This window comes from Streptomyces sp. NPDC079020, assembly GCF_044542225.1.
In the GTDB taxonomy this organism is placed as follows: domain Bacteria; phylum Actinomycetota; class Actinomycetes; order Streptomycetales; family Streptomycetaceae; genus Streptomyces.
Map to the genome: position 1 here is coordinate 357,680 of NZ_JBITUB010000001.1, position 18,456 is coordinate 376,135.

Genomic DNA, 18,456 nt, shown 5'->3' on the forward strand with positions numbered 1-18,456 from the left:
CATCCGTCACCCCAAATTGTCTGTCCGGGCGGCCCCCTCAGGAGTCGGCACCAGGCCTGTCCACCAGTTCGATCTGGTCCACCGCGTTGCACCAACGACACCGGACCGACTCGATGGTCTCACTGACCACCTCGCGCTCCTCGACACTCGACTCCCCGGCCAGGTCGAGATGAACGTATTCGACGACCTTGGAGGACCTCGTCACATCGAAGCGAGTGAGATTGCCGCAGAGCGTGCAGCGCCAGCGAGTAGCGTCGGTCGGCTGGGGAACCGTCGTCATCGTTGCGTCCTCTTTCGTCGTTCGTCCGTCCACCGGGCCTCAGCCACGCGCGGCCGGGTCCCGTGCTGTCCTGTTTCCAAGGATCTCGCGGTGCGCCGTCGAACTGCGGAAGTCCTGGCGCAACCCTACGGCCTCGCGTATACCCATCGATACGGCGAGGCGCTCTGTCCGCTTCTCCACCGGTGCGTCATGCTCTGTGCATGATCGATTGGCGGGACGCCGGTTGGCGGGACAGGGCCGGAAGAATCCGGGCCGCGGCCGCGGCGGGCGGCGCTCCGGTCACCTACGGACTGATCGCGCTGAGCTGCGCCGTCTTCCTGGTCGGCCCGCTGTCCGGGTTCAGCCCCGGCTACGGCACCGGCGACACCCTGCTCGCCGCACAGGCCGCGTACTTCGAGCGGTGGGGCGTCATCCCCGCCGAGCTCTGGGACGGCTCCGCGCACGCGGCGCTCACCCCGCTCACCGCCCTGTTCGTGCACGGGAGCTGGCTGCACCTGCTGGGCAACCTGCTCTTTCTGTACGTGTTCGGCGCGATGACCGAGGAACGGATGGGCCGCGCGGAGTTCACGTTCTTCTATCTCGGCTGCGGCTACCTGGCCCTGGTCTGCTACGCGGCGACCCACGCCGGGTCCGGCCAGACCCTGGTCGGCGCGTCGGGGGCGATCTCCGCCGTGCTCGGCGCGTTCCTCCGCCTCTTCCCCAGGGCCCGGGTCACCAGCCTCTTCCCGTTCCTCTTCTTCCTGCCGCTGCGTTTCCCCGCCTGGATCGTGCTGATCTTCTGGTTCGTCCTCCAATGGCTGGCTGCCCGCGCCGCGGGCAGCGGTCCCGGGGTCGCCTATCTGGCGCATGTGGCGGGGTTCGCCGCCGGGTTCCTCTACGCCTGGGGGCGCTGTCGGGGTGGGGCTAGAGTGAAGAGTCCCACCACGGCCACCGAGGGAGAAAGCCAGCCGTGATCACCGCGATCGTGCTCATCAAGACCAGCGTGGACCGGATTCCCGAGATCGCCGAGGCCGTCGCCGCGCTGGACAGTGTCAGCGAGGTCTTCTCCGTCACCGGTACGTACGACCTCATCGCCATGGTCCGGGTGGCCAAGCACGACGATCTCGCCGATGTCATCCCCGGCCGGATCAGCAAGATCCCGGGCGTCGAGGGGACCGACACCCATGTGGCGTTCCGTACGTACTCGCAGCATGACCTGGAGGCGGCCTTCGCCATCGGCCTGGACGCGTAGCGGCGGGTACGGCTTCGGCCGGGTACGGGGCGGCTGCCCCGTACCCGGCCGAAGCCGTTTCCCGTACCCGTGTCCACGGGTCAGACCTGTGCGGCACCCCGGTCCGGGACGCAGCGGCCGCCCTCGGTGCGGTACTGCCACCGGGCACCCTCGCGGACCAGTTCCCCGACCGCCCGCACGAAGCGCTCGATGTGCTCGTCCGGCGTACCCGCGCCGAAGCTGACCCGGATGGCGTTCAGCGAGCGCTCGCCCGGCTCGGCCTCGGGTGCGCCGCACTCCCCCGGGTCCTGCGGGTCGCTGCCCAGCAGGGTGCGGACCAGCGGGTGGGCGCAGAACAGACCGTCGCGCACACCGATGCCGTACTCCGCGGAGAGCGCGGCGGCGAAGTGCGAGCTGTTCCAGCCCTCCACCACGAACGAGATGACGCCGACCCGCGGGGCGTCGTCGCCGAACAGCGAGAGCACCTTGACCTCGGGGACCTCGGCGAGTCCCGCGCGGACCCGGGCGACGAGCCGCTGCTCACGGGCGACCAGGCTCTCGAAGCCGGCCTCGGTCAGCGCCTTGCAGGCGGAGGCGATGGAGTAGACGCCGATGACATTGGGCGAACCGGCCTCGTGGCGGGCCGCGGTGGTGTGCCAGTCCACGTCCACGCCGCCGTCGGCGCGCCGGGCGACCTTGCGGGAGGCGCCGCCGCCGGCCAGGTAGGGCTCGGCCTCCTGGAGCCAGTCGGCGCGGCCCGCGAGGACACCGGAGCCGAACGGCGCGTACAGCTTGTGTCCGGAGAAGGCGACCCAGTCGACGTCCAGCGCGGCGATGTCCACGGGGTGGTGCGGGGCGAGCTGGGCGGCGTCCAGGACGATCCGGGCACCGTGCGCGTGGGCGGCGGCGGCCAGTTCCTTCACGGGCCACAGCTCACCGGTGACGTTGGAGGCGCCGGTGACGCAGACCAGGGCCGGGCCGTAGGGGTCGCGGTCGGCGAGCGCCCGCTCCAGGGTCTCGACCGCCTGGGCCGGGGTGCGCGGCGCGTTGAGGTAGGTGACCCGGGCGTCGCGCCAGGGCAGCAGGGAGGCGTGGTGCTCGGTCTCGTACACGAACACCTGGCAGTCGGCGGGGACTACGGCGGCCAGCAGGTTGAGCGAGTCCGTGGTCGAGCGGGTGAAGATCACCTGGTCCTCGGCCCGGCAGCCGAGGAACTCCGCGACGGCCGCGCGGCTGTTCTCGAACAGGTCGGTGGACAGCTGCGAAAGGTATCCGGCGCCGCGGTGGACGCTGCCGTAGTACGGGGCGTACGCGGCGACGTCGTCCCACACCCGCTGGAGCGCCGGGGCACTCGCCGCGTAGTCGAGCGCCGCGTAGGTGACCTCTCCACCCGTGACCAGCGGAACAGTGACGTTCTCCCCCAGAACCGGCAGAGGGGCACAAAGGGAACGGTCGGTGGCAGCGGTGGAGACAGACATGGCGAACTCCCGTAACAGGCAGGCGAAATCCATGCGCCGGCGGATACGCGGCAGCGCAGGAGAGGGAAAAGAGGTGCGCGGAGAAGGGCGTCGAGCCCTATCGCATTCGCTTGCTCACAAGAGGCTCCCTAGGGACCAGGACCCCGGGGGTTGGCATGCATCGATGCCGAGGGGCCCGCGCTTGCCGCAGACCTCGCTGCCTACGGCCTGGTCTTCACCCGGGGCACCCCGCCACGGACGGAGGGTTGCCGGACAGCGGGCCGGGGCCGTAGTCGCTGTCACTCATGACCTGCGCAGCATCTTGCCATACGTACCGGCATGCGCGAGGGCGCAGTCCGTCATCCGGACTGCGCCCTCGGCCACACCGCGCGCGTTCAGGCGTTGCTGACCGCCACCCAGCGCTCCAGGGCCCGCTTGGCCGCACCGGAGTCGACCGACTCGGCGGCCTCGGAAGTCTTCGCCGCGATCCGCTCGTTCAGCGTGCCCCCGCCCCCGTCCAGCGCGACCAGGGCCGCGGCCGCGTTGAGCAGCACGGCATCGCGTACGGGTCCCCGCTCACCGTCCAGCAGGCGGCGGGCGACATCGGCGTTGTACGAGGCGTCGGCCCCCCGCAGGGCCTCGACCGGCACCAGTTCCAGGCCCACGTCGCGCGGGTCGAAGGCCTCCTCGCGCACCCGGCCGTCGCGGACCACCCAGACCCGTGAGGTGGCCGTGGTCGTCAGCTCGTCGAGGCCGTCGTCGCCGCGGAAGACCAGCGCCGAGTTGCCCCGGTCGGCGAGCACGCCCGCGACGATGGGCGCCATCCGCGCGTCGGCGACACCGACGGCCTGGGCCCGCACCCGGGCCGGGTTGGTCAGCGGCCCCAGGATGTTGAAGGTGGTCTGCGCGCCCAGCTCCTTGCGGGCCTTGGCCGCGTACCGCAGGGCGGGGTGGAACTTCACGGCGAAGCAGAAGGTGATGCCCGCCTCCTCCGCCACCGCGACGACCCGCTGCGGGGAGAGGTCGAGGTTGACGCCCAGTTTCTCCAGTACGTCGGAGGAACCGCTGGCCGAGGAGGCGGCACGGTTGCCGTGCTTGACCACCTTGGCACCGGTGCCCGCGATGACGATCGCCGCCATCGTGGAGATGTTGACCGTCCTGGCCAGGTCCCCGCCGGTGCCGACGATGTCGACCGTGCGGCCCGGTACGTGAATGGTGTTGGCGTGCTCGTACATCGCCCGGACGAGTCCGGAGACCTCGTCGACCGTCTCGCCCTTGGCGCGCAGCGCGACCGCGAAGCCGGCGATCTGCGCGTCGGTCGCCTCGCCGCTCATGATGCGGTCCATGGCCCAGGCGGTGTCGTCCGACGTGAGGTCCTCGCGGCGCAGCAGCGGGTTCAGCACGCCGGGCCAGGAACGGTCCGCCACGCTGTCGCCGCCGTTCGGGGTCACAACGTTCATGGTCCGCTCCAGGGTCCACAGCCGGTAAAGGGAATGGCTCCACCCTATCCAGCGCCGGGGACAGCGAAGAGCCCCGTCCATCGAATGGACGGGGCTCCCGCTGTGGCGATCAGTTCAGGCGATCAGTGGTGACCGTGGCCGCTGGTGATCTCCTTGTACTCCTCGGCGGTGGGCTTGGCGATCTGGTTGCCCTCGCCGTAGAGGCCCTTGCTGAGCTTGACGCGCAGCTTCTCCAGCAGGGAGACCTTCCGCTTGACGCCGTTCTCGTCGACCGCGGGGCCGATCTCGGCCGGCTTGTACTGCTCGTGCGCCGTGAGCGTGTGCAGCTGGCCCTGGCTGAGCGGCTCGTGGATCTCGACGAACTCACCGTGCGGCAGGCGCTTGATGATGCCGGACTCACGTCCGTGCAGCACCTTCTCCTTGTCGCGGCGCTGGAGGCCGAGGCAGATCCGCTTGGTGACGATGAACGCGATGACCGGTCCGGCGAAGAAGAAGATCCGGACGAACCACGAGATGGCGTTCAGCGACAGGTGGAAGTGCGTGGCCCACAGGTCGTTGCCACCACCGACGAGGGCGATGAAGTACGCCGTGATCCAGGCGACGCCGAAGGCCGTACGGGTCGGGGCGTTGCGCGGGCGGTCCAGGATGTGGTGCTCGCGCTTGTCCCCGGTGATCCAGGACTCGAGGAACGGCCAGAGCGCGATCGCGCCGAGCATGACACCGAAGCCCACCAGAGGGATGAGCACACCCAGGACCAGCGTGTGGCCCCAGAGGTTGATCTCCCAGCCCGGCATCACGCGCACCAGACCCTCGGTGAAGCCCATGTACCAGTCGGGCTGGGCACCAGTGGAGACCTGGTCGATGCGGTACGGGCCGATGGCCCAGATCGGGTTGATCGAGGCGATGCCCCCGATCAGGGCGATGATGCCGAAGACCAGGAAGAAGAACCCTCCGGCCTTCGCCATGTACACCGGCAGCAGGGGCATGCCGACGACGTTCTTGTTGGTCCGGCCCGGACCCGCGAACTGCGTGTGCTTGTGGTAGAAGACCAGGATCAGGTGAGCGACCAGCAGACCGAGCATGATGCCCGGCAGCAGCAGGATGTGGACCGAGTAGAACCGGGCGACGAAGTCGCCGCCGGGGAACTCTCCACCGAACAGGAACATCGAGATGTACGTGCCCACGATCGGCATGGACAGGATCGCGCCCTGGGTGAAGCGGACACCCGTACCGGAGAGCAGGTCGTCCGGCAGGGAGTAGCCGGTGAAGCCGGTGAACATGCCCAGCACGAACAGCAGGAAGCCGAACAGCCAGTTGATCTCACGCGGCTTGCGGAACGCACCCGTGAAGAAGACGCGCATCATGTGCACGAACATGGCGGCGAGGAAGATCAGCGCGGCCCAGTGGTGGATCTGCCGCATGAGCAGACCACCGCGGACGTCGAAGCTGATGTCCAGCGTCGAGGCGTAGGCCTCGGACATCCGGATGCCCTGCATCGGCTCGTACGAGCCGTGGTACACGACCTCGTTCATGCTCGGGTGGAAGAACAGCGTCAGATACACACCCGTGAGGATGATGATGATGAAGCTGTAGAGCGCGACCTCACCGAGCATGAAGGACCAGTGGTCCGGGAAGATCTTGCGCATGTTGGCCTTGGCCAGGCTGTAGATGCCCAGCCGGCCGTCCGCCCAGTCGGCCACCCGCTCACCGGCGGGCGCCTTGCGCGCGCTCGCCGCGTCAGCGGTCGCTGTGTTGGTCGTCGAAGTACTCATCCGCGCTCCCAGAAGGCAGCACCGACGGGCTCATCGAAGTCGCCGAGCGCCTGAAGGTTGCCCTCAGTGTTCACGCCGATCCGCAGCTGCGGGAGAGGGTGACCGGCCGGACCGAAGATGACGCGAGCGCCGTCGGAAAGGTCGAAGGTGGACTGGTGGCACGGGCAGAGCACGTGGTGCGTCTGCTGCTCGTACAGGCTGATCGGGCAGCCGACGTGGGTGCAGATCTTCGAGAAGGCCACGATGCCCTCGTGGGCCCAGTCGCGCTGCTGCTTGTCCTTGATGTCGTCCGGCTCGATGCGGACGATCATCAGGGCCGCCTTGCCCATCTGCGTCTGGAAGTCGTGCGCCTCCGGGTCCAGCCCCTCGGGCATGGCGAAGGTCAGCGAACCGACGACGATGTCCTCGGGACGCAGCGGCTCCATCGTGTTCATGTTGATGAGCTGCTTGCCCCTGGCCCACAGGGTGTGGCGGAGCTTCTTCTCCGGCAGCGGACCGAGGTCGCGCAGCAGGACCACGCCGGAGAGCGGCACCAAGGCCAGCGCGCCGAACATGGTGTTACGGATCAGCTTGCGCCGTCCGAAGGCGGACTCCTCGGCACCGGCCTTGAAGTCGGCGAGAACCTTCGCCTTGACCTCGGGCTCCGCCTCGATGGGGTGCCGTTCGTCGGCGACCTCCACGTCGGACATCAGGGTGCGCGCCCAGTGGACGGCCCCCGCGCCGATGAAGAAGAGCGCCACACCGAGGGTCACACCCAGGGAGAAGTTGAGCGCGCTCACATGGCCGAAGGGCCAGATGTAGACGATCTTGTCCACCGGGAAGATGACGTAGGAGGCGATGAAGCCCACCGTCGCCAGCATCGACAGGGTGAACATGAACGCGACGGCCCGCTCGGAGCGCTTCGCGGCACGTTCGTCGATGTCCTGGATGCGCGGCTTGTGGGCCGGCAGCCCCGGGTCGGCGAACGGGTCGTCCGTACCCTCTACCGCGCCGTGCGCGGTCTCCTGCTCTGCGGGCAGGGTCTCTTCTGGAATCTCTTGGCTACTCATGACTTCTTGGCCTTAGCGGTGTGGGCCGCGACCCAAACGGCAACTGCGATCAGTGCGCCCAGCCCGAAGATCCACGCGAACAGACCCTCGCTGACCGGTCCGAGTCCGCCGAGGGAGAGTCCTCCGGGGTTCTCGGACTCGGAACCGTTGACGGTCTTGATGTACGCGATGATGTCCTTCTTCTCCTGCTCCGGCATCGTGGTGTCGGGGAAGGAGGGCATGCTCTGCGGGCCGGTCTGCATGGCCTCGTAGATGTGCTTCGGGCTCACACCTTCGAGGGTCGGGGCATACTTGCCGTGTGTCAGCGCGCCGCCCTCACCGGTGAAGTTGTGGCACTGGGCACAGTTGGTGCGGAACAGGTCGCCGCCGTTGGCGACGTCTGCCCCCGCCGGGTCGACCTGCTTCTCGGTCGGCGTGATCGGACCGGCGCCGAGCGACGCCACGTACGCCGCGAGCTGGTCGATCTCGGCCTGGGTGTAGATGACCTTCTTCTTCGGTACCTGGGCGCCCGGCTGCTGTGCCGGCATACGGCCCGTACCGACCTGGAAGTCGACGGCGGCGGAGCCCACGCCGACAAGCTGCGGCCCGTCGGTGGTGCCCTGACCGCCGGCTCCGTGGCAGCTGGCGCAGCCGACGGAGTAGAGCTTCTTGCCCTCCTCGATGGCGAGGGACTGGGCGGTTTCATCGGCCTGCGCCTTGCCCGCAGGCGCAAACGCGGCGTACAGCCCCCCGGTAGCCGCCAGCGCGAGGAGTAGTACGACGATCGCCGCCAGTGGATGGCGTCGTCGTGCGGAGAGCTTTTTCACGGATTACCCCGGTGTCAGGATCTTCTGCGTCGATGGTGGGTGGGTGCGAGCCCGGTTACTTGATCATGTAGATCGTGGCGAAGAGGCCGATCCACACGACATCGACGAAGTGCCAGTAGTAGGACACGACGATGGCGGCGGTTGCCTGTTCGTGGGTGAACCTCTTGGCCGCGTATGTTCTGCCGAGAACCAGCAGGAAGGCGATGAGACCGCCTGTCACATGCAGACCGTGGAAGCCGGTGGTCAGGTAGAACACCGAGCCGTACGGGTCGGACGACAGGGAGAGCCCCGCGTCCTTGACCAGCTCGGTGTACTCCAGGACCTGGCCGCCGATGAAGATCGCACCCATCACGAAGGTGATGATGAACCAGGTGCGGAGCTTCTTCACATCGCCCCGCTCCGCGGCGAAAACGCCGAGCTGGCAGGTGAGTGAGGAAAGCACCAGGATCGTGGTGTTCGTCGCCGAGAACGGGAAGTTCAGATGATGAGCCATCTCCTTCCAGTGATCCGGTCCCATCACCGATCGCAGGGTGAAGTACATCGCGAAGAGGGCCGCGAAGAACATCAGCTCGGAACTCAACCAGATGATGGTTCCGACGCTGGTGAGGTTCGGTCGATTGACCGACGGGTGCGCGTGCCCGGTTTCTACTGTCGTTGCTGTCGCCACGACCGACATTATGTCGGTCGCTTATCCCGCCCTCACTCCGGGGGGTGCCGTTCGGTGTGTCAGCGGGGTGTGTCCTCCCCGAACGGCCCATCGAATCGGTGTCATTACCGGTGCTGACAGGCTGTCGGTCGGAGTACGATCCGCGCATCGGTTCATGCCCCGAGAGCCCCGAAGACACAGATGTCACGGAGGAACAATGCAGCCGACCGCCACGGTCCTGGTCTACAGCGACGACGCCAACATCCGCGAGCAGGTGAGGCTGGCAGCCGGTCGCAGGCCTGCGGCGGACGTGCCACCGGTGGAGTTCCTGGAGTGCGCCACCCTGCCCGCCGTCCTGTCCGCGCTGGACGGCGGCGGCATCGACATCTGCGTGCTGGACGGGGAAACGGCTCCCGCGGGCGGCATGGGCGTCTGCCGGCAGATCAAGGACGAGATCTTCGGCTGCCCGCCGGTGCTCGTGCTGATCGGCCGCCCGCAGGACGCCTGGCTGGCCACCTGGAGCCGCGCGGACGCCGCGGTGACCCTGCCGGTCGAACCGGTCGAGTTCGCGGACGCCCTGGCCGCCCTGCTGCGCTCCCGGCTCTCCGTGGGGGCCTGAGGGCCCCGCAGGGCCCTGGGGAGGCCCTCAGGAGGGCAGTGCACTCCACTGCCGGGTCAGACCTGGGGGCGCAGGCGCGCGGCCTGGACGGTGTTCGCGCTGTCCGGCGCCCCGCTGTGCAGGGCACTGCCCTTCTGCCACTTCTCCCAGGTCAGGTTCCAGTCGCCGAAGCCGTTGTCGAACGGGGTCATCGTCTCGCCCTCGCTGCCGACGACCTTGACGATGTCGCCCTCGCGGACGGTGTCGAAGAACCATTCGGCGTCGCCGGTGCTCATGCCCGTACAGCCGTGGCTGACGTTCGCGCTGCCCTGCGAGCCGGTGGACCAGGGGGCGGCGTGGACGTACTCGCCGCTCCAGGTGACCCGGGTCGCGTAGTAGACCGGCAGGTCGTACGACTCGGAGGAGCCGGCCGCGATGCCGACGCTCTCCCCGCGCATGCGTACGTAGTACTCCTTGCCGAGCACCACCTTGACACCGTTGCGGGTGGAGAATCCCGGCTTGCCGGTGGTGACCGGAATGGTGTTGATCACTTCTCCGTTGCGCAGCACCGTCATCGAGTGGTCCGCGGCGTCGGTCACGGCTTCGATGCGGTCCCCGGTGGTGAGCTTCAGCGGCTTGGCGGCGGCCCCGTAGAGGGCGTTGGTCACCTTGATGCCCGTGAGGTTGCTGCGGACCTCGATGGTGGCCCTGGCGGGCCAGTAGTCCTGCGGGCGGTAGTGCAGGGTCTTGTCGTCCACCCAGTACCAGGAGCCGGTCACCGCGGGCGTGGAGCGGACCTTCAGGGCGCGCTCCACGGTGGCCCGTGAGGCCTTGTCCGCGACCGGAGCGCTCAGTTCCGCGGTGATGGGCTGTCCGACGCCGTAGGTGCCCGCCCGGGGGCCGAAGGAGACGCTCAGCAGCTTCTTGGGCGAGGCGGTGTCGAACGTGAGCGTACGGCTGCCCGGAGCGCCGTCATCGTCCTCGGTGGAGACCCTGACGGTGTATCCCGTGCCGGCCGCCAGCGGGGCCGTGGAGTGCCAGCGCCTGCCGTCGGCGGTGAGCTCGCCCGCCAGATGGCGGCCGCCCTTGTCCACCGCCGACACATCCGTGATCCGGGTGCCGTCATCCGTGACGGTGACTTCGAGGGGCTTGTCCGGGTCGGCCTTGTGGCCCTCGGACGGACCGTTGAAGGAGACCTGGTCGCCCGCGTCGTACGGCTTCTCCGCGAGCGGATGGCCATCGGGTCCACCACAGGCTGTCGCCCCTGCGACCAGGGTCACGACCAGCAGAGTGCAGTTCACTACGGTGCGGATACGGGGCGTCTGGTTCATGAACCCACGCTAAGAAGATTCATCCGATCCAGCGCGTTCAGTGCCTGCAAACGAGCGAGGGGCCCGGACCGCTCGGCTGAGCGGTCCGGGCCCCTCGCGGGGTACTGCGGGTGTTACGGGTGGTGCGGTGTCACTGGGTGCGGTTCTCGCCGCGGTAGTACTCGAAGACCCAGCCGAAGAGTCCGATCAGCAGCATCGGGGCCGAGAAGTAGAGCAGCCACCAGCCGAAGATGACGCCCATGAAGGCGAGGGCTCCGCCGACCGCCAGGGAGAGCGGCTGCCAGCTGTGCGGGGAGAAGAACCCCACCTCGCCGGCCTCGTCCGCGACATCGGCTTCCTTGTTGTCCTGGGCCATCTCGTCGACCCGGTTGGCCGTGAAGGCCAGGTAGAAGCCGATCATGATGCTCAGGCCGAAGCCCAGGACGAGCGCGGTGGTGCCCACCGGCTCCTTGGACCAGACGCCGTACGTGACGGCCATGGCCAGCATGAAGACGCTCAGCCAGATGAACATCTTGCCTTGGATCTTCACTTGCCTGCCTCCTTGCCACCGGCGAGGGCCGTGCCGGCCTCGGAGTGGTGCTCCAGCTGTTCGAGCGCCGAGATCTCCGGGTGGTGCAGGTCGAACGCCGGGGATTCGGAACGGATCCGCGGCAGCGTGAGGAAGTTGTGCCGCGGCGGCGGGCAGGAGGTCGCCCACTCCAGGGAGCGGCCGTAACCCCACGGGTCGTCGACCTCGATCTTCTTGCCGTACTTGGCCGTCTTCCAGACGTTGTAGAAGAACGGCAGCATCGACAGGCCGAGCAGGAACGAGGAGATCGTGGAGATCGTGTTCAGCGCGGTGAAGCCGTCGGCGGCGAGGTAGTCCGCGTAACGACGCGGCATGCCCTCGGCACCGAGCCAGTGCTGCACCAGGAACGTGCCGTGGAAGCCCACGAACAGCGTCCAGAACGTGATCTTGCCGAGCCGCTCGTCCAGCATCTTGCCCGTGAACTTCGGCCACCAGAAGTGGAATCCGGAGAACATCGCGAAGACCACGGTGCCGAAGATGACGTAGTGGAAGTGCGCGACGACGAAGTACGAGTCGGAGACGTGGAAGTCCAGCGGGGGCGAGGCCAGGATGACGCCGGTCAGACCACCGAAGGTGAAGGTGATCAGGAAGCCGACGGCCCAGAGCATCGGTGTCTCGAAGGACAACGACCCCTTCCACATCGTGCCGATCCAGTTGAAGAACTTCACACCGGTCGGTACCGCGATCAGGAAGGTCATGAACGAGAAGAACGGCAACAGCACACCGCCGGTGACGTACATGTGGTGTGCCCACACGGTCACCGAGAGGCCCGCGATGGCGATCGTCGCGCTGATCAGGCCGATGTAGCCGAACATCGGCTTGCGGCTGAACACCGGAATCACTTCGGAAATGATTCCGAAGAACGGCAGGGCGATGATGTACACCTCTGGATGGCCGAAGAACCAGAAGAGGTGCTGCCAGAGCAATGCGCCGCCATTGGCCGCGTCGAAGATATGCGCACCGAACTTGCGGTCCGCCTCCAGCGCGAAGAGCGCGGCGGCGAGGACCGGGAAGGCCAGCAGGACCAGCACACCGGTCAGCAGGACGTTCCAGACGAAGATCGGCATGCGGAACATCGTCATGCCGGGAGCGCGCATGCAGATGATCGTGGTGATGAAGTTGACCGAACCGAGGATCGTGCCGAATCCGGAGAACGCCAGACCCATGATCCACATATCGGCGCCGATGCCCGGCGAGCGGACGGCGTCCGACAGCGGGGAGTAGGCGAACCAGCCGAAGTCGGCGGCACCCTGCGGGGTGAGGAAGCCGGCCACCGCGATGATCGAACCGAAGAGGTACAGCCAGTACGCGAACATGTTCAGCCGCGGGAACGCCACGTCGGGCGCACCGATCTGCAGCGGCATGATCCAGTTCGCGAATCCGGCGAACAGCGGCGTCGCGAACATCAGCAGCATGATCGTGCCGTGCATCGTGAACGCCTGGTTGAACTGCTCGTTCGACATGATCTGCGTGCCGGGACGGGCCAGCTCGGCGCGCATGAAGAGCGCCATCAGTCCGCCGATGCAGAAGAACACGAACGACGTGACCAGGTAGAGCGTGCCGATCGTCTTGTGGTCAGTGGTGGTCAGCCACTTGATGACGACGTTTCCCGGCTGCTTGCGCCGTACCGGCAGCTCGTCCTCGTACGAGTCGTCTGCTGCCTCGGCACCCTGAGGTTCGTTGAGGATGCTCACAGTTTGTTCGTCTCCGCATTCCTGGCCGGGTCCGTCTGCTCGATGCCTGCCGGCACGTAGCCCGTCTGACCCTTCTCCGCCAGCTCCTTGAGGTGCTGCTGGTAACGCTCGGGGGAGACGATCTTGACGTTGAAGAGCATCCGGGAGTGGTCGGCGCCGCAGAGCTCGGCGCACTTGCCCATGTAGGTGCCCTCCCGTTTGGGAGTGACCTCGAACGCGTTGGTGTGGCCCGGAATGACGTCCTGCTTCATGAGGAACGGCACCACCCAGAAGGAGTGGATGACGTCACGCGAAGTAAGGACGAAACGGACCTTCTCACCCTTCGGCAGCCACAGGGTCGGACCCGGGTTGCCGTTCTGCGGGTTGCGCGTACCGGGGATGCCCACGTCGTAGACGCCGCCGGCGTCCGTGGGGAAGTCCTTGCGGTACCGGTCGGGAATGGCGTCGAGTTCCTTGGGGATCTCGCCGCCGGCGGAAGGCTGGCCTTCCACCTTCTCGATGTAGTTGAAGCCCCAGCTCCACTGGTAGCCGACCACATTGATGGTGTGGGCCGGCTTGTCGGAGAGCTCCAGGAGCTTCGATTCATCGCGTGCGGTGAAGTAGAAGAGCACCGAGACGATGATGAGGGGAACCACTGTGTACAACGCCTCGATGGGCATGTTGTACCTGGTCTGCGGAGGTACCTCCACCTTGGATCGGCTGCGCCGGTGGAAGATGACGCTCCAGATGATCAGCCCCCAGACAAGGACACCCGTGACGAGCGCTGCCGCCCACGAGCCTTGCCAGAGGGAGAGGATCCGAGGGGCCTCTTCCGTTACCGGGGTGGGCATACCAAGGCGGGGGAAATCCTCCCAGTTGTATGAACAACCGGAGGCCGTCGCCAGGACCAGGCCCGCAGTCAGCACCTGCGGCAGCTTCCGCCGCATCGGGCGCCGCGACGAGCGGTCGGAGCCGTTGGGACTCACGTAGCGCCTTCCCGAGAGTCTCGCCCGCACGGTCGGCGCGCCCGTCTCGCTGGTCGGTCGCCGGCCCTGACGCGGGCAGGGGTTTGGATGTTTATGCGGACCAAACCCTACTGGACGCTATTTGGGGTCGCGCGGGGAGGGTGCCCAACGCGCCGCCCGACTCCCCGAAGGGGTGGAATCCGGGCCTCCGGCCACCATCTGACGCTCCCTCTCCCGCCGCGGCGGCCGGTCGGCTCCGGGGTGGGGACGGGGGCGGGCTAGCGTGGCGGTGTGCCCTACTTCGACGCCGCCTCCGCCGCACCCCTGCACCCCGTCGCCCGCCAGGCGCTGCTCGCCTCCCTGGACGAGGGCTGGGCCGATCCCGCCAGGCTCTACCGGGAGGGGCGGCGCGCCCGGCTGCTGCTGGACGCGGCCCGGGAGGCGGCGGCGGACGCGGCCGGCTGCCGTCCGGACGAGCTGGTGTTCACCTCTTCGGGGACGACGGCGGTGCACGCCGGGATCGCCGGGGCGCTCGCCGGGCGCCGGCGTGTCGGACGTCATCTGGTCCACTCCGCGGTCGAACATTCGTCGGTGCTCCATTCGGCCGCGGCCCATGAGGCCGCGGGCGGGTCGTGCTCCGAGGTGCCGGCCGGCCGGTCGGGGGCGGTGAGCCCGGAGGGGTACGCCGGGGCCCTGCGCGCCGACACCGCGCTGGCCTGCCTCCAGTCGGCCAACCACGAGGTGGGCACCGAGCAGCCGGTGGCCGAGGTGGCCGGGATCTGCGCCGCCGCCGGGGTACCGCTGCTGGTGGACGCGGCCCAGTCGCTGGGATGGGGGCCGGTGCCCGGCGGCTGGTCGCTGCTGACCGCCTCCGCCCACAAGTGGGGCGGACCCGCGGGGGTCGGGCTGCTGGCCGTGCGCAAGGGGGTCCGCTTCTCCCCCCAAGGCCCCTTCGGGGAACGGGAGTCGGGGCGGGCGGCCGGGTTCGAGAACATCCCGGCGATCGTGGCGGCGGCGGCCTCGCTGCGGGCGGTACGCGCCGAGGCGGCGGCCGAATCGGTACGGCTGCGGGCCCTGGTGGAGCTGATCCGGACCTCGGTGGCCGCGCGGGTGCCGGATGTGGAGGTGGTGGGCGACCCGGAGCGGCGGCTGCCGCATCTGGTCACCTTCTCCTGTCTCTATGTCGACGGGGAGACGCTGCTGGATGAACTGAACCGGGAGGGATTTTCCGTATCGTCCGGTTCGTCCTGCACCAGCAGCACACTGACACCGAGCCATGTGCTCAAGGCGATGGGCGTGCTGTCCGAGGGAAACGTCCGGATCTCGCTCCCCGCCGGCACCACCCGGGCCGATGTCGACCGCTTCCTCGAGGTCCTGCCGGGCGTGGTGGCCGGGGTCCGGGAGAAGCTGGGCGCCCCGGTGGCCGCCCCCGTCTCCCCCGCCCCCGCGCGGTCCCTCGTCGTCGACGCGGTGGGCAGGCGCTGCCCGATTCCGGTGATCGAACTCGCAAAGGTGATCGGAGAGGTACCCGTGGGCGGCACGGTGACGGTCCTGGCCGACGACGAGGCGGCACGCCTGGACATCCCGGCCTGGTGCGAGATGCGCGGTCAGGAGTACGTGGGAGAGGAGCCGGCGGACCGGGGCTCGGCCTATGTGGTCCGCCGGCTCGGCTGACTACACCAGGTGGACGCGCACCTCGGCGGCGGCCTCGTCGCCGTACGCCTTGGTGAAGCGGTCCATGAAGTCGGTGCGGCGCAGCGTGTACTCCTGGGTGCCGACCGTCTCGATGACCAGGGTGGCCAGCATGCAGCCGACCTGGGCCGCGCGCTCCAGGGAGACTCCCCAGGCCAGACCGGAGAGGAATCCGGCCCGGAAGGCGTCACCGACGCCGGTCGGGTCGGCCTTGGCCTCCTCGTCCGGGCAGCCGACCTCGATCGTCTCCTCGCCGACCCGCTCGATCCGGACCCCGCGGGCGCCGAGCGTGGTGACCCGGTGGCCGACCTTGGCCAGGATCTCCTCGTCGCTCCAGCCGGTCTTGGACTCGATGAGCCCCTTCTCGTACTCGTTGGAGAAGAGGTACGTGGCTCCGTCCAGCAGGATCCGGATCTCCTCCCCGTCCATGCGCGCGATCTGCTGGGAGAAGTCCGCGGCGAACGGGATGCCCCGGGTGCGGCACTCCTCGGTGTGCCGGAGCATCGCCTCGGGGTCGTCGGCGCCGATCGAGACCAGGTCGAGGCCGCCGAACCGGTCGGCGACGCTCTTCAGCTCGATCAGCCGGGCCTCGCTCATCGCGCCCGTGTAGAAGGAGCCGATCTGGTTGTGGTCGGCGTCGGTGGTGCAGACGAAGCGGGCGGTGTGCAGGACCTCGGAGATCCGTACGGAGCCGGTTTCGACGCCGTGCCGGTCGAGCCAGGCACGGTACTCGTCGAAGTCGGCGCCGGCGGCGCCGACGAGGACCGGGCTGGTGCCGAGCAGGCCCATGCCGAAGCAGATGTTCGCGGCGACACCGCCCCGGCGCACATCGAGGTTGTCGACGAGGAAGGAGAGGGAGACCGTATGCAGCTGATCCGCGACCAGCTGGTCGGCGAAACGGCCGGGGAAGGTCATGAGGTGATCGGTGGCGATGGAGCCGGTGACTGCAATACGCACGGGGAGAATGCTCCTGCGGAAGGCGAAGGGAACGCGGAGCGCGCCCTCCGGGACGGCGTGACAGTTCACGCTACCGGGTGATCGCGTCCCGACCGAGAGGGGAAAACTACCCGATAGTAGGGCTTTCTACCCGAGCCCGACCGTGCATACGGTGCGGATATGTCGAAGCACATCGCACCGCGTGAGTCCGAGATGAGCCTTGCCGAGCTGCGCGGCGACTGCGCGCGAATGGCGCCGCACTGGGTGGTACCGGCGAAGGCGGCCGCGGCACCGGTGGCACCGTCCCTGATCCACGGGGTATCGGTGCCTCCCGCCTCCGCCCGGCTGATCGACTCGATGTCCGAGTACGGCGACTGAGCCCCGGAACCGGCTGCGGCAAACAGCTTTTTCCGGCCGGTTCCCGCTCCTCCGGACGAGGCTCCGATCGGCGGGCGCGGACTCCCCCGCGCCCGCCGGTGGAACCGCGCGCTCCCCTGCTCCGTCCCACCGTTGTCCGCCACCCGGGGGACACACGGCAGACACCGTGACGGCGATGCAGTCGAAGGAGCGATCCGGTGAGCACCGAGCGACCCGACAACGACGTGACCGGTCCCCGGCGGCGACGTCCGCCGCTCGCGGTGGTCTCGGTGGCGGCAGCGGTGCTGCTGGCCGGCGGCGGCGGCGCGTACTGGGCCTCGACGGCCTCGGACGGCAGCGGCGGCAGTACGGACGGTGGCAACGCGGCCCGGAGCGACAGCGCGGCCCCCCTGCTGTCCCTGGACGCGTCCGGGGGGACCCCCGCGCCGCCCCGGGGCATCGCCCCGGGTGAACCGGACCCGGGGGGCTCCGGGATCGTCTACCGCGCCTCCGGCGAACTGCCCGACGGCCCGGACTCGGCGGCCGTCCACCGTGCGACGGGCACCGTTACCGCGGCCGAGGTCACCCGGCTGGCGAAGGCCCTCGGCCTCACGGGCACCCCGCACACCGAGGGCACCTCCTGGGCGGTGGGCGCGGGCAAGGACGGGCCCTCCCTCAAGGTCACGAAGCAGGCCCCGGGCACCTGGACGTTCGCCCGGTACGGCTCCGGGGGCCCGGCCCCGTGCGAGCCCGGCAGGATGTGCGCGAACGAGGACGGGGGGCCGGGCGGGGCCGGCCCGGTGAGCGACAAGGCGGCCAAGGCGGCCGCGGCACCCGTGCTCAGGGCGGCCGGCCAGGACGGCGCGGCCCTCGACGCGGGCCAGCTGATGGGCGCCGTACGGGTGGTGAACGCCGACCCGGTGGTCGACGGGCTGCCCACGTACGGCTGGCAGACCGGGATCCAGGTGGGCCCCGGCGGCGATGTGGTCGGCGGCAGCGGGCGCCTGAAGGCCCTGGAGAAGGGCGACACCTATCCGGCGGTCGGCGCGGACGAGGCGCTGAAGCAGCTGAATGCCCTGAGCCGGAACAGCGGCCCGCCGGACGTCGGCGGCTGCGCCGTCCCCGTACCGCTGCAGGACGGGCAGAAGCCCGTGAAGCCCTCCCAGCCGCAGTGCGTGCCGTCGAACGGCAAGCCGGCACCGGTCACGCGGACGGTCCACAAGGCGGTGTTCGGGCTGGCCCTGAACCATGTGGACGGGCGGCAGACCCTCGTACCGTCCTGGCTCTTCTCGGTACGGTCGGCGCCCGGCGGCCCGGAGAGCACGGTCACCCAGGTGGCCGTGGCCCCCGACTTCCTGGCGAAGCCGGATGCCCCGCGGCAGTCGGGCGACCGGAAGGTCACCTCGTACGGCGTGGACGGCCGGATGCTGGAGGTGGCGTTCTGGGGCGGCGCGTGCAGCACGTACACGGCGAGCGCCGAGGAGAGCGCGGGTCAGGTGCGGGTGTCGGTGACCGAGGCGAAGCAGGACGGCGGCAAGGTCTGCATCATGATCGCCAAGGAGCTGAAGCGGACGGTGACGCTGGACGCGCCGCTGGGCGAGCGCAGGGTCGTCGACGCGGAGTCGGGCAGTGCGGTGCCGCGCGGCTGAACAGGGT

At 68.9% G+C, this 18,456-nt stretch carries 18 protein-coding genes and 1 riboswitch; of the genes, 6 read left to right on the forward strand and 12 right to left on the reverse strand.

All coding sequences use genetic code 11. The annotated features are described in order from the left end of the window. Nucleotides 1-37: 37 nt before the first annotated feature. Nucleotides 38-280 (reverse strand): hypothetical protein, encoded by a 243-nt coding sequence (locus ACIGJO_RS01660; RefSeq protein WP_018555472.1) that lies wholly within the window; start codon nucleotides 278-280, stop codon nucleotides 38-40. A gap of 200 nt (nucleotides 281-480) precedes the next feature. On the opposite strand from ACIGJO_RS01660, the gene ACIGJO_RS01665 reads away from it, so the two are divergent. Continuing rightward, nucleotides 481-1,233, forward strand: coding sequence for a rhomboid family intramembrane serine protease (locus ACIGJO_RS01665; RefSeq protein ID WP_399950451.1), 753 nt, complete (start codon nucleotides 481-483; stop codon nucleotides 1,231-1,233). Beyond that, nucleotides 1,230-1,511, forward strand: coding sequence for an Lrp/AsnC family transcriptional regulator (locus tag ACIGJO_RS01670; RefSeq protein ID WP_123470113.1), 282 nt, complete (start codon nucleotides 1,230-1,232; stop codon nucleotides 1,509-1,511). The genes ACIGJO_RS01665 and ACIGJO_RS01670 overlap by 4 nt, the downstream gene beginning before the upstream one ends. A gap of 80 nt (nucleotides 1,512-1,591) precedes the next feature. Here the strand turns inward: ACIGJO_RS01670 and ACIGJO_RS01675 are convergent, their stop codons facing one another. The 6 genes from ACIGJO_RS01675 to ACIGJO_RS01700 form a co-directional block, all read right to left on the reverse strand. After that, nucleotides 1,592-2,968 (reverse strand): aminotransferase class V-fold PLP-dependent enzyme, encoded by a 1,377-nt coding sequence (locus ACIGJO_RS01675; RefSeq protein ID WP_399950455.1) that lies wholly within the window; start codon nucleotides 2,966-2,968, stop codon nucleotides 1,592-1,594. 172 nt (nucleotides 2,969-3,140) lie between these two features. Beyond that, nucleotides 3,141-3,258: riboswitch (SAM riboswitch) on the reverse strand. An 84-nt stretch (nucleotides 3,259-3,342) separates the two neighbouring features. Next, nucleotides 3,343-4,407, reverse strand: coding sequence for an anthranilate phosphoribosyltransferase (trpD, locus tag ACIGJO_RS01680; RefSeq protein WP_399950458.1), 1,065 nt, complete (start codon nucleotides 4,405-4,407; stop codon nucleotides 3,343-3,345). 122 nt (nucleotides 4,408-4,529) lie between these two features. Beyond that, entirely contained in the window at nucleotides 4,530-6,179 is a 1,650-nt protein-coding gene (locus tag ACIGJO_RS01685; protein WP_399950461.1) for a cytochrome bc complex cytochrome b subunit, read from the reverse strand. Continuing rightward, entirely contained in the window at nucleotides 6,176-7,228 is a 1,053-nt protein-coding gene (locus ACIGJO_RS01690) for a Rieske 2Fe-2S domain-containing protein (RefSeq protein ID WP_399950464.1), read from the reverse strand. The genes ACIGJO_RS01685 and ACIGJO_RS01690 overlap by 4 nt, the downstream gene beginning before the upstream one ends. Beyond that, on the reverse strand, nucleotides 7,225-8,034 hold the full coding sequence (locus ACIGJO_RS01695) for a c-type cytochrome (protein ID WP_399950467.1): 810 nt from the start codon (nucleotides 8,032-8,034) through the stop codon (nucleotides 7,225-7,227). The genes ACIGJO_RS01690 and ACIGJO_RS01695 overlap by 4 nt, the downstream gene beginning before the upstream one ends. 55 nt (nucleotides 8,035-8,089) lie before the next feature. Continuing rightward, nucleotides 8,090-8,710, reverse strand: a complete 621-nt coding sequence (locus ACIGJO_RS01700; RefSeq protein WP_266807862.1) for a heme-copper oxidase subunit III — start codon at nucleotides 8,708-8,710, stop codon at nucleotides 8,090-8,092. A 187-nt stretch (nucleotides 8,711-8,897) separates the two neighbouring features. On the opposite strand from ACIGJO_RS01700, the gene ACIGJO_RS01705 reads away from it, so the two are divergent. Next, complete coding sequence (locus ACIGJO_RS01705; RefSeq protein WP_399950469.1) at nucleotides 8,898-9,299, forward strand: hypothetical protein; 402 nt, start codon at nucleotides 8,898-8,900, stop codon at nucleotides 9,297-9,299. Nucleotides 9,300-9,355: 56 nt separating this feature from the next. On the opposite strand, the gene ACIGJO_RS01710 is transcribed toward ACIGJO_RS01705, so the two are convergent. The 4 genes from ACIGJO_RS01710 to coxB form a co-directional block, all read right to left on the reverse strand. Further along, a complete protein-coding gene (locus ACIGJO_RS01710) occupies nucleotides 9,356-10,609 on the reverse strand; it encodes an Ig-like domain-containing protein (RefSeq protein ID WP_399950472.1) in 1,254 nt (417 codons plus the stop codon). A 130-nt stretch (nucleotides 10,610-10,739) separates the two neighbouring features. After that, a complete protein-coding gene (locus ACIGJO_RS01715; protein WP_399950474.1) occupies nucleotides 10,740-11,138 on the reverse strand; it encodes a cytochrome c oxidase subunit 4 in 399 nt (132 codons plus the stop codon). Then, entirely contained in the window at nucleotides 11,135-12,871 is a 1,737-nt protein-coding gene (gene ctaD, locus ACIGJO_RS01720) for a cytochrome c oxidase subunit I (RefSeq protein WP_399950478.1), read from the reverse strand. The genes ACIGJO_RS01715 and ctaD overlap by 4 nt, the downstream gene beginning before the upstream one ends. Beyond that, complete coding sequence (gene coxB / locus ACIGJO_RS01725) at nucleotides 12,868-13,836, reverse strand: cytochrome c oxidase subunit II (protein WP_399950482.1); 969 nt, start codon at nucleotides 13,834-13,836, stop codon at nucleotides 12,868-12,870. The genes ctaD and coxB overlap by 4 nt, the downstream gene beginning before the upstream one ends. A gap of 270 nt (nucleotides 13,837-14,106) precedes the next feature. On the opposite strand from coxB, the gene ACIGJO_RS01730 reads away from it, so the two are divergent. Continuing rightward, a complete protein-coding gene (locus ACIGJO_RS01730) occupies nucleotides 14,107-15,489 on the forward strand; it encodes a cysteine desulfurase/sulfurtransferase TusA family protein (RefSeq protein WP_399950485.1) in 1,383 nt (460 codons plus the stop codon). On the opposite strand, the gene ACIGJO_RS01735 is transcribed toward ACIGJO_RS01730, so the two are convergent. Continuing rightward, on the reverse strand, nucleotides 15,490-16,464 hold the full coding sequence (locus tag ACIGJO_RS01735; protein ID WP_399950488.1) for a carbohydrate kinase family protein: 975 nt from the start codon (nucleotides 16,462-16,464) through the stop codon (nucleotides 15,490-15,492). It abuts the gene before it with no gap. A gap of 159 nt (nucleotides 16,465-16,623) precedes the next feature. On the opposite strand from ACIGJO_RS01735, the gene ACIGJO_RS01740 reads away from it, so the two are divergent. Both ACIGJO_RS01740 and ACIGJO_RS01745 read left to right on the forward strand, forming a co-directional pair. Beyond that, nucleotides 16,624-16,821 (forward strand): hypothetical protein, encoded by a 198-nt coding sequence (locus ACIGJO_RS01740; protein ID WP_399950491.1) that lies wholly within the window; start codon nucleotides 16,624-16,626, stop codon nucleotides 16,819-16,821. A 197-nt stretch (nucleotides 16,822-17,018) separates the two neighbouring features. Beyond that, nucleotides 17,019-18,449 carry a hypothetical protein gene (locus tag ACIGJO_RS01745; protein WP_399950495.1) on the forward strand — a complete coding sequence of 477 codons (1,431 nt, stop codon included), beginning with the start codon at nucleotides 17,019-17,021 and terminating at the stop codon, nucleotides 18,447-18,449. Nucleotides 18,450-18,456 lie beyond the last annotated feature (7 nt).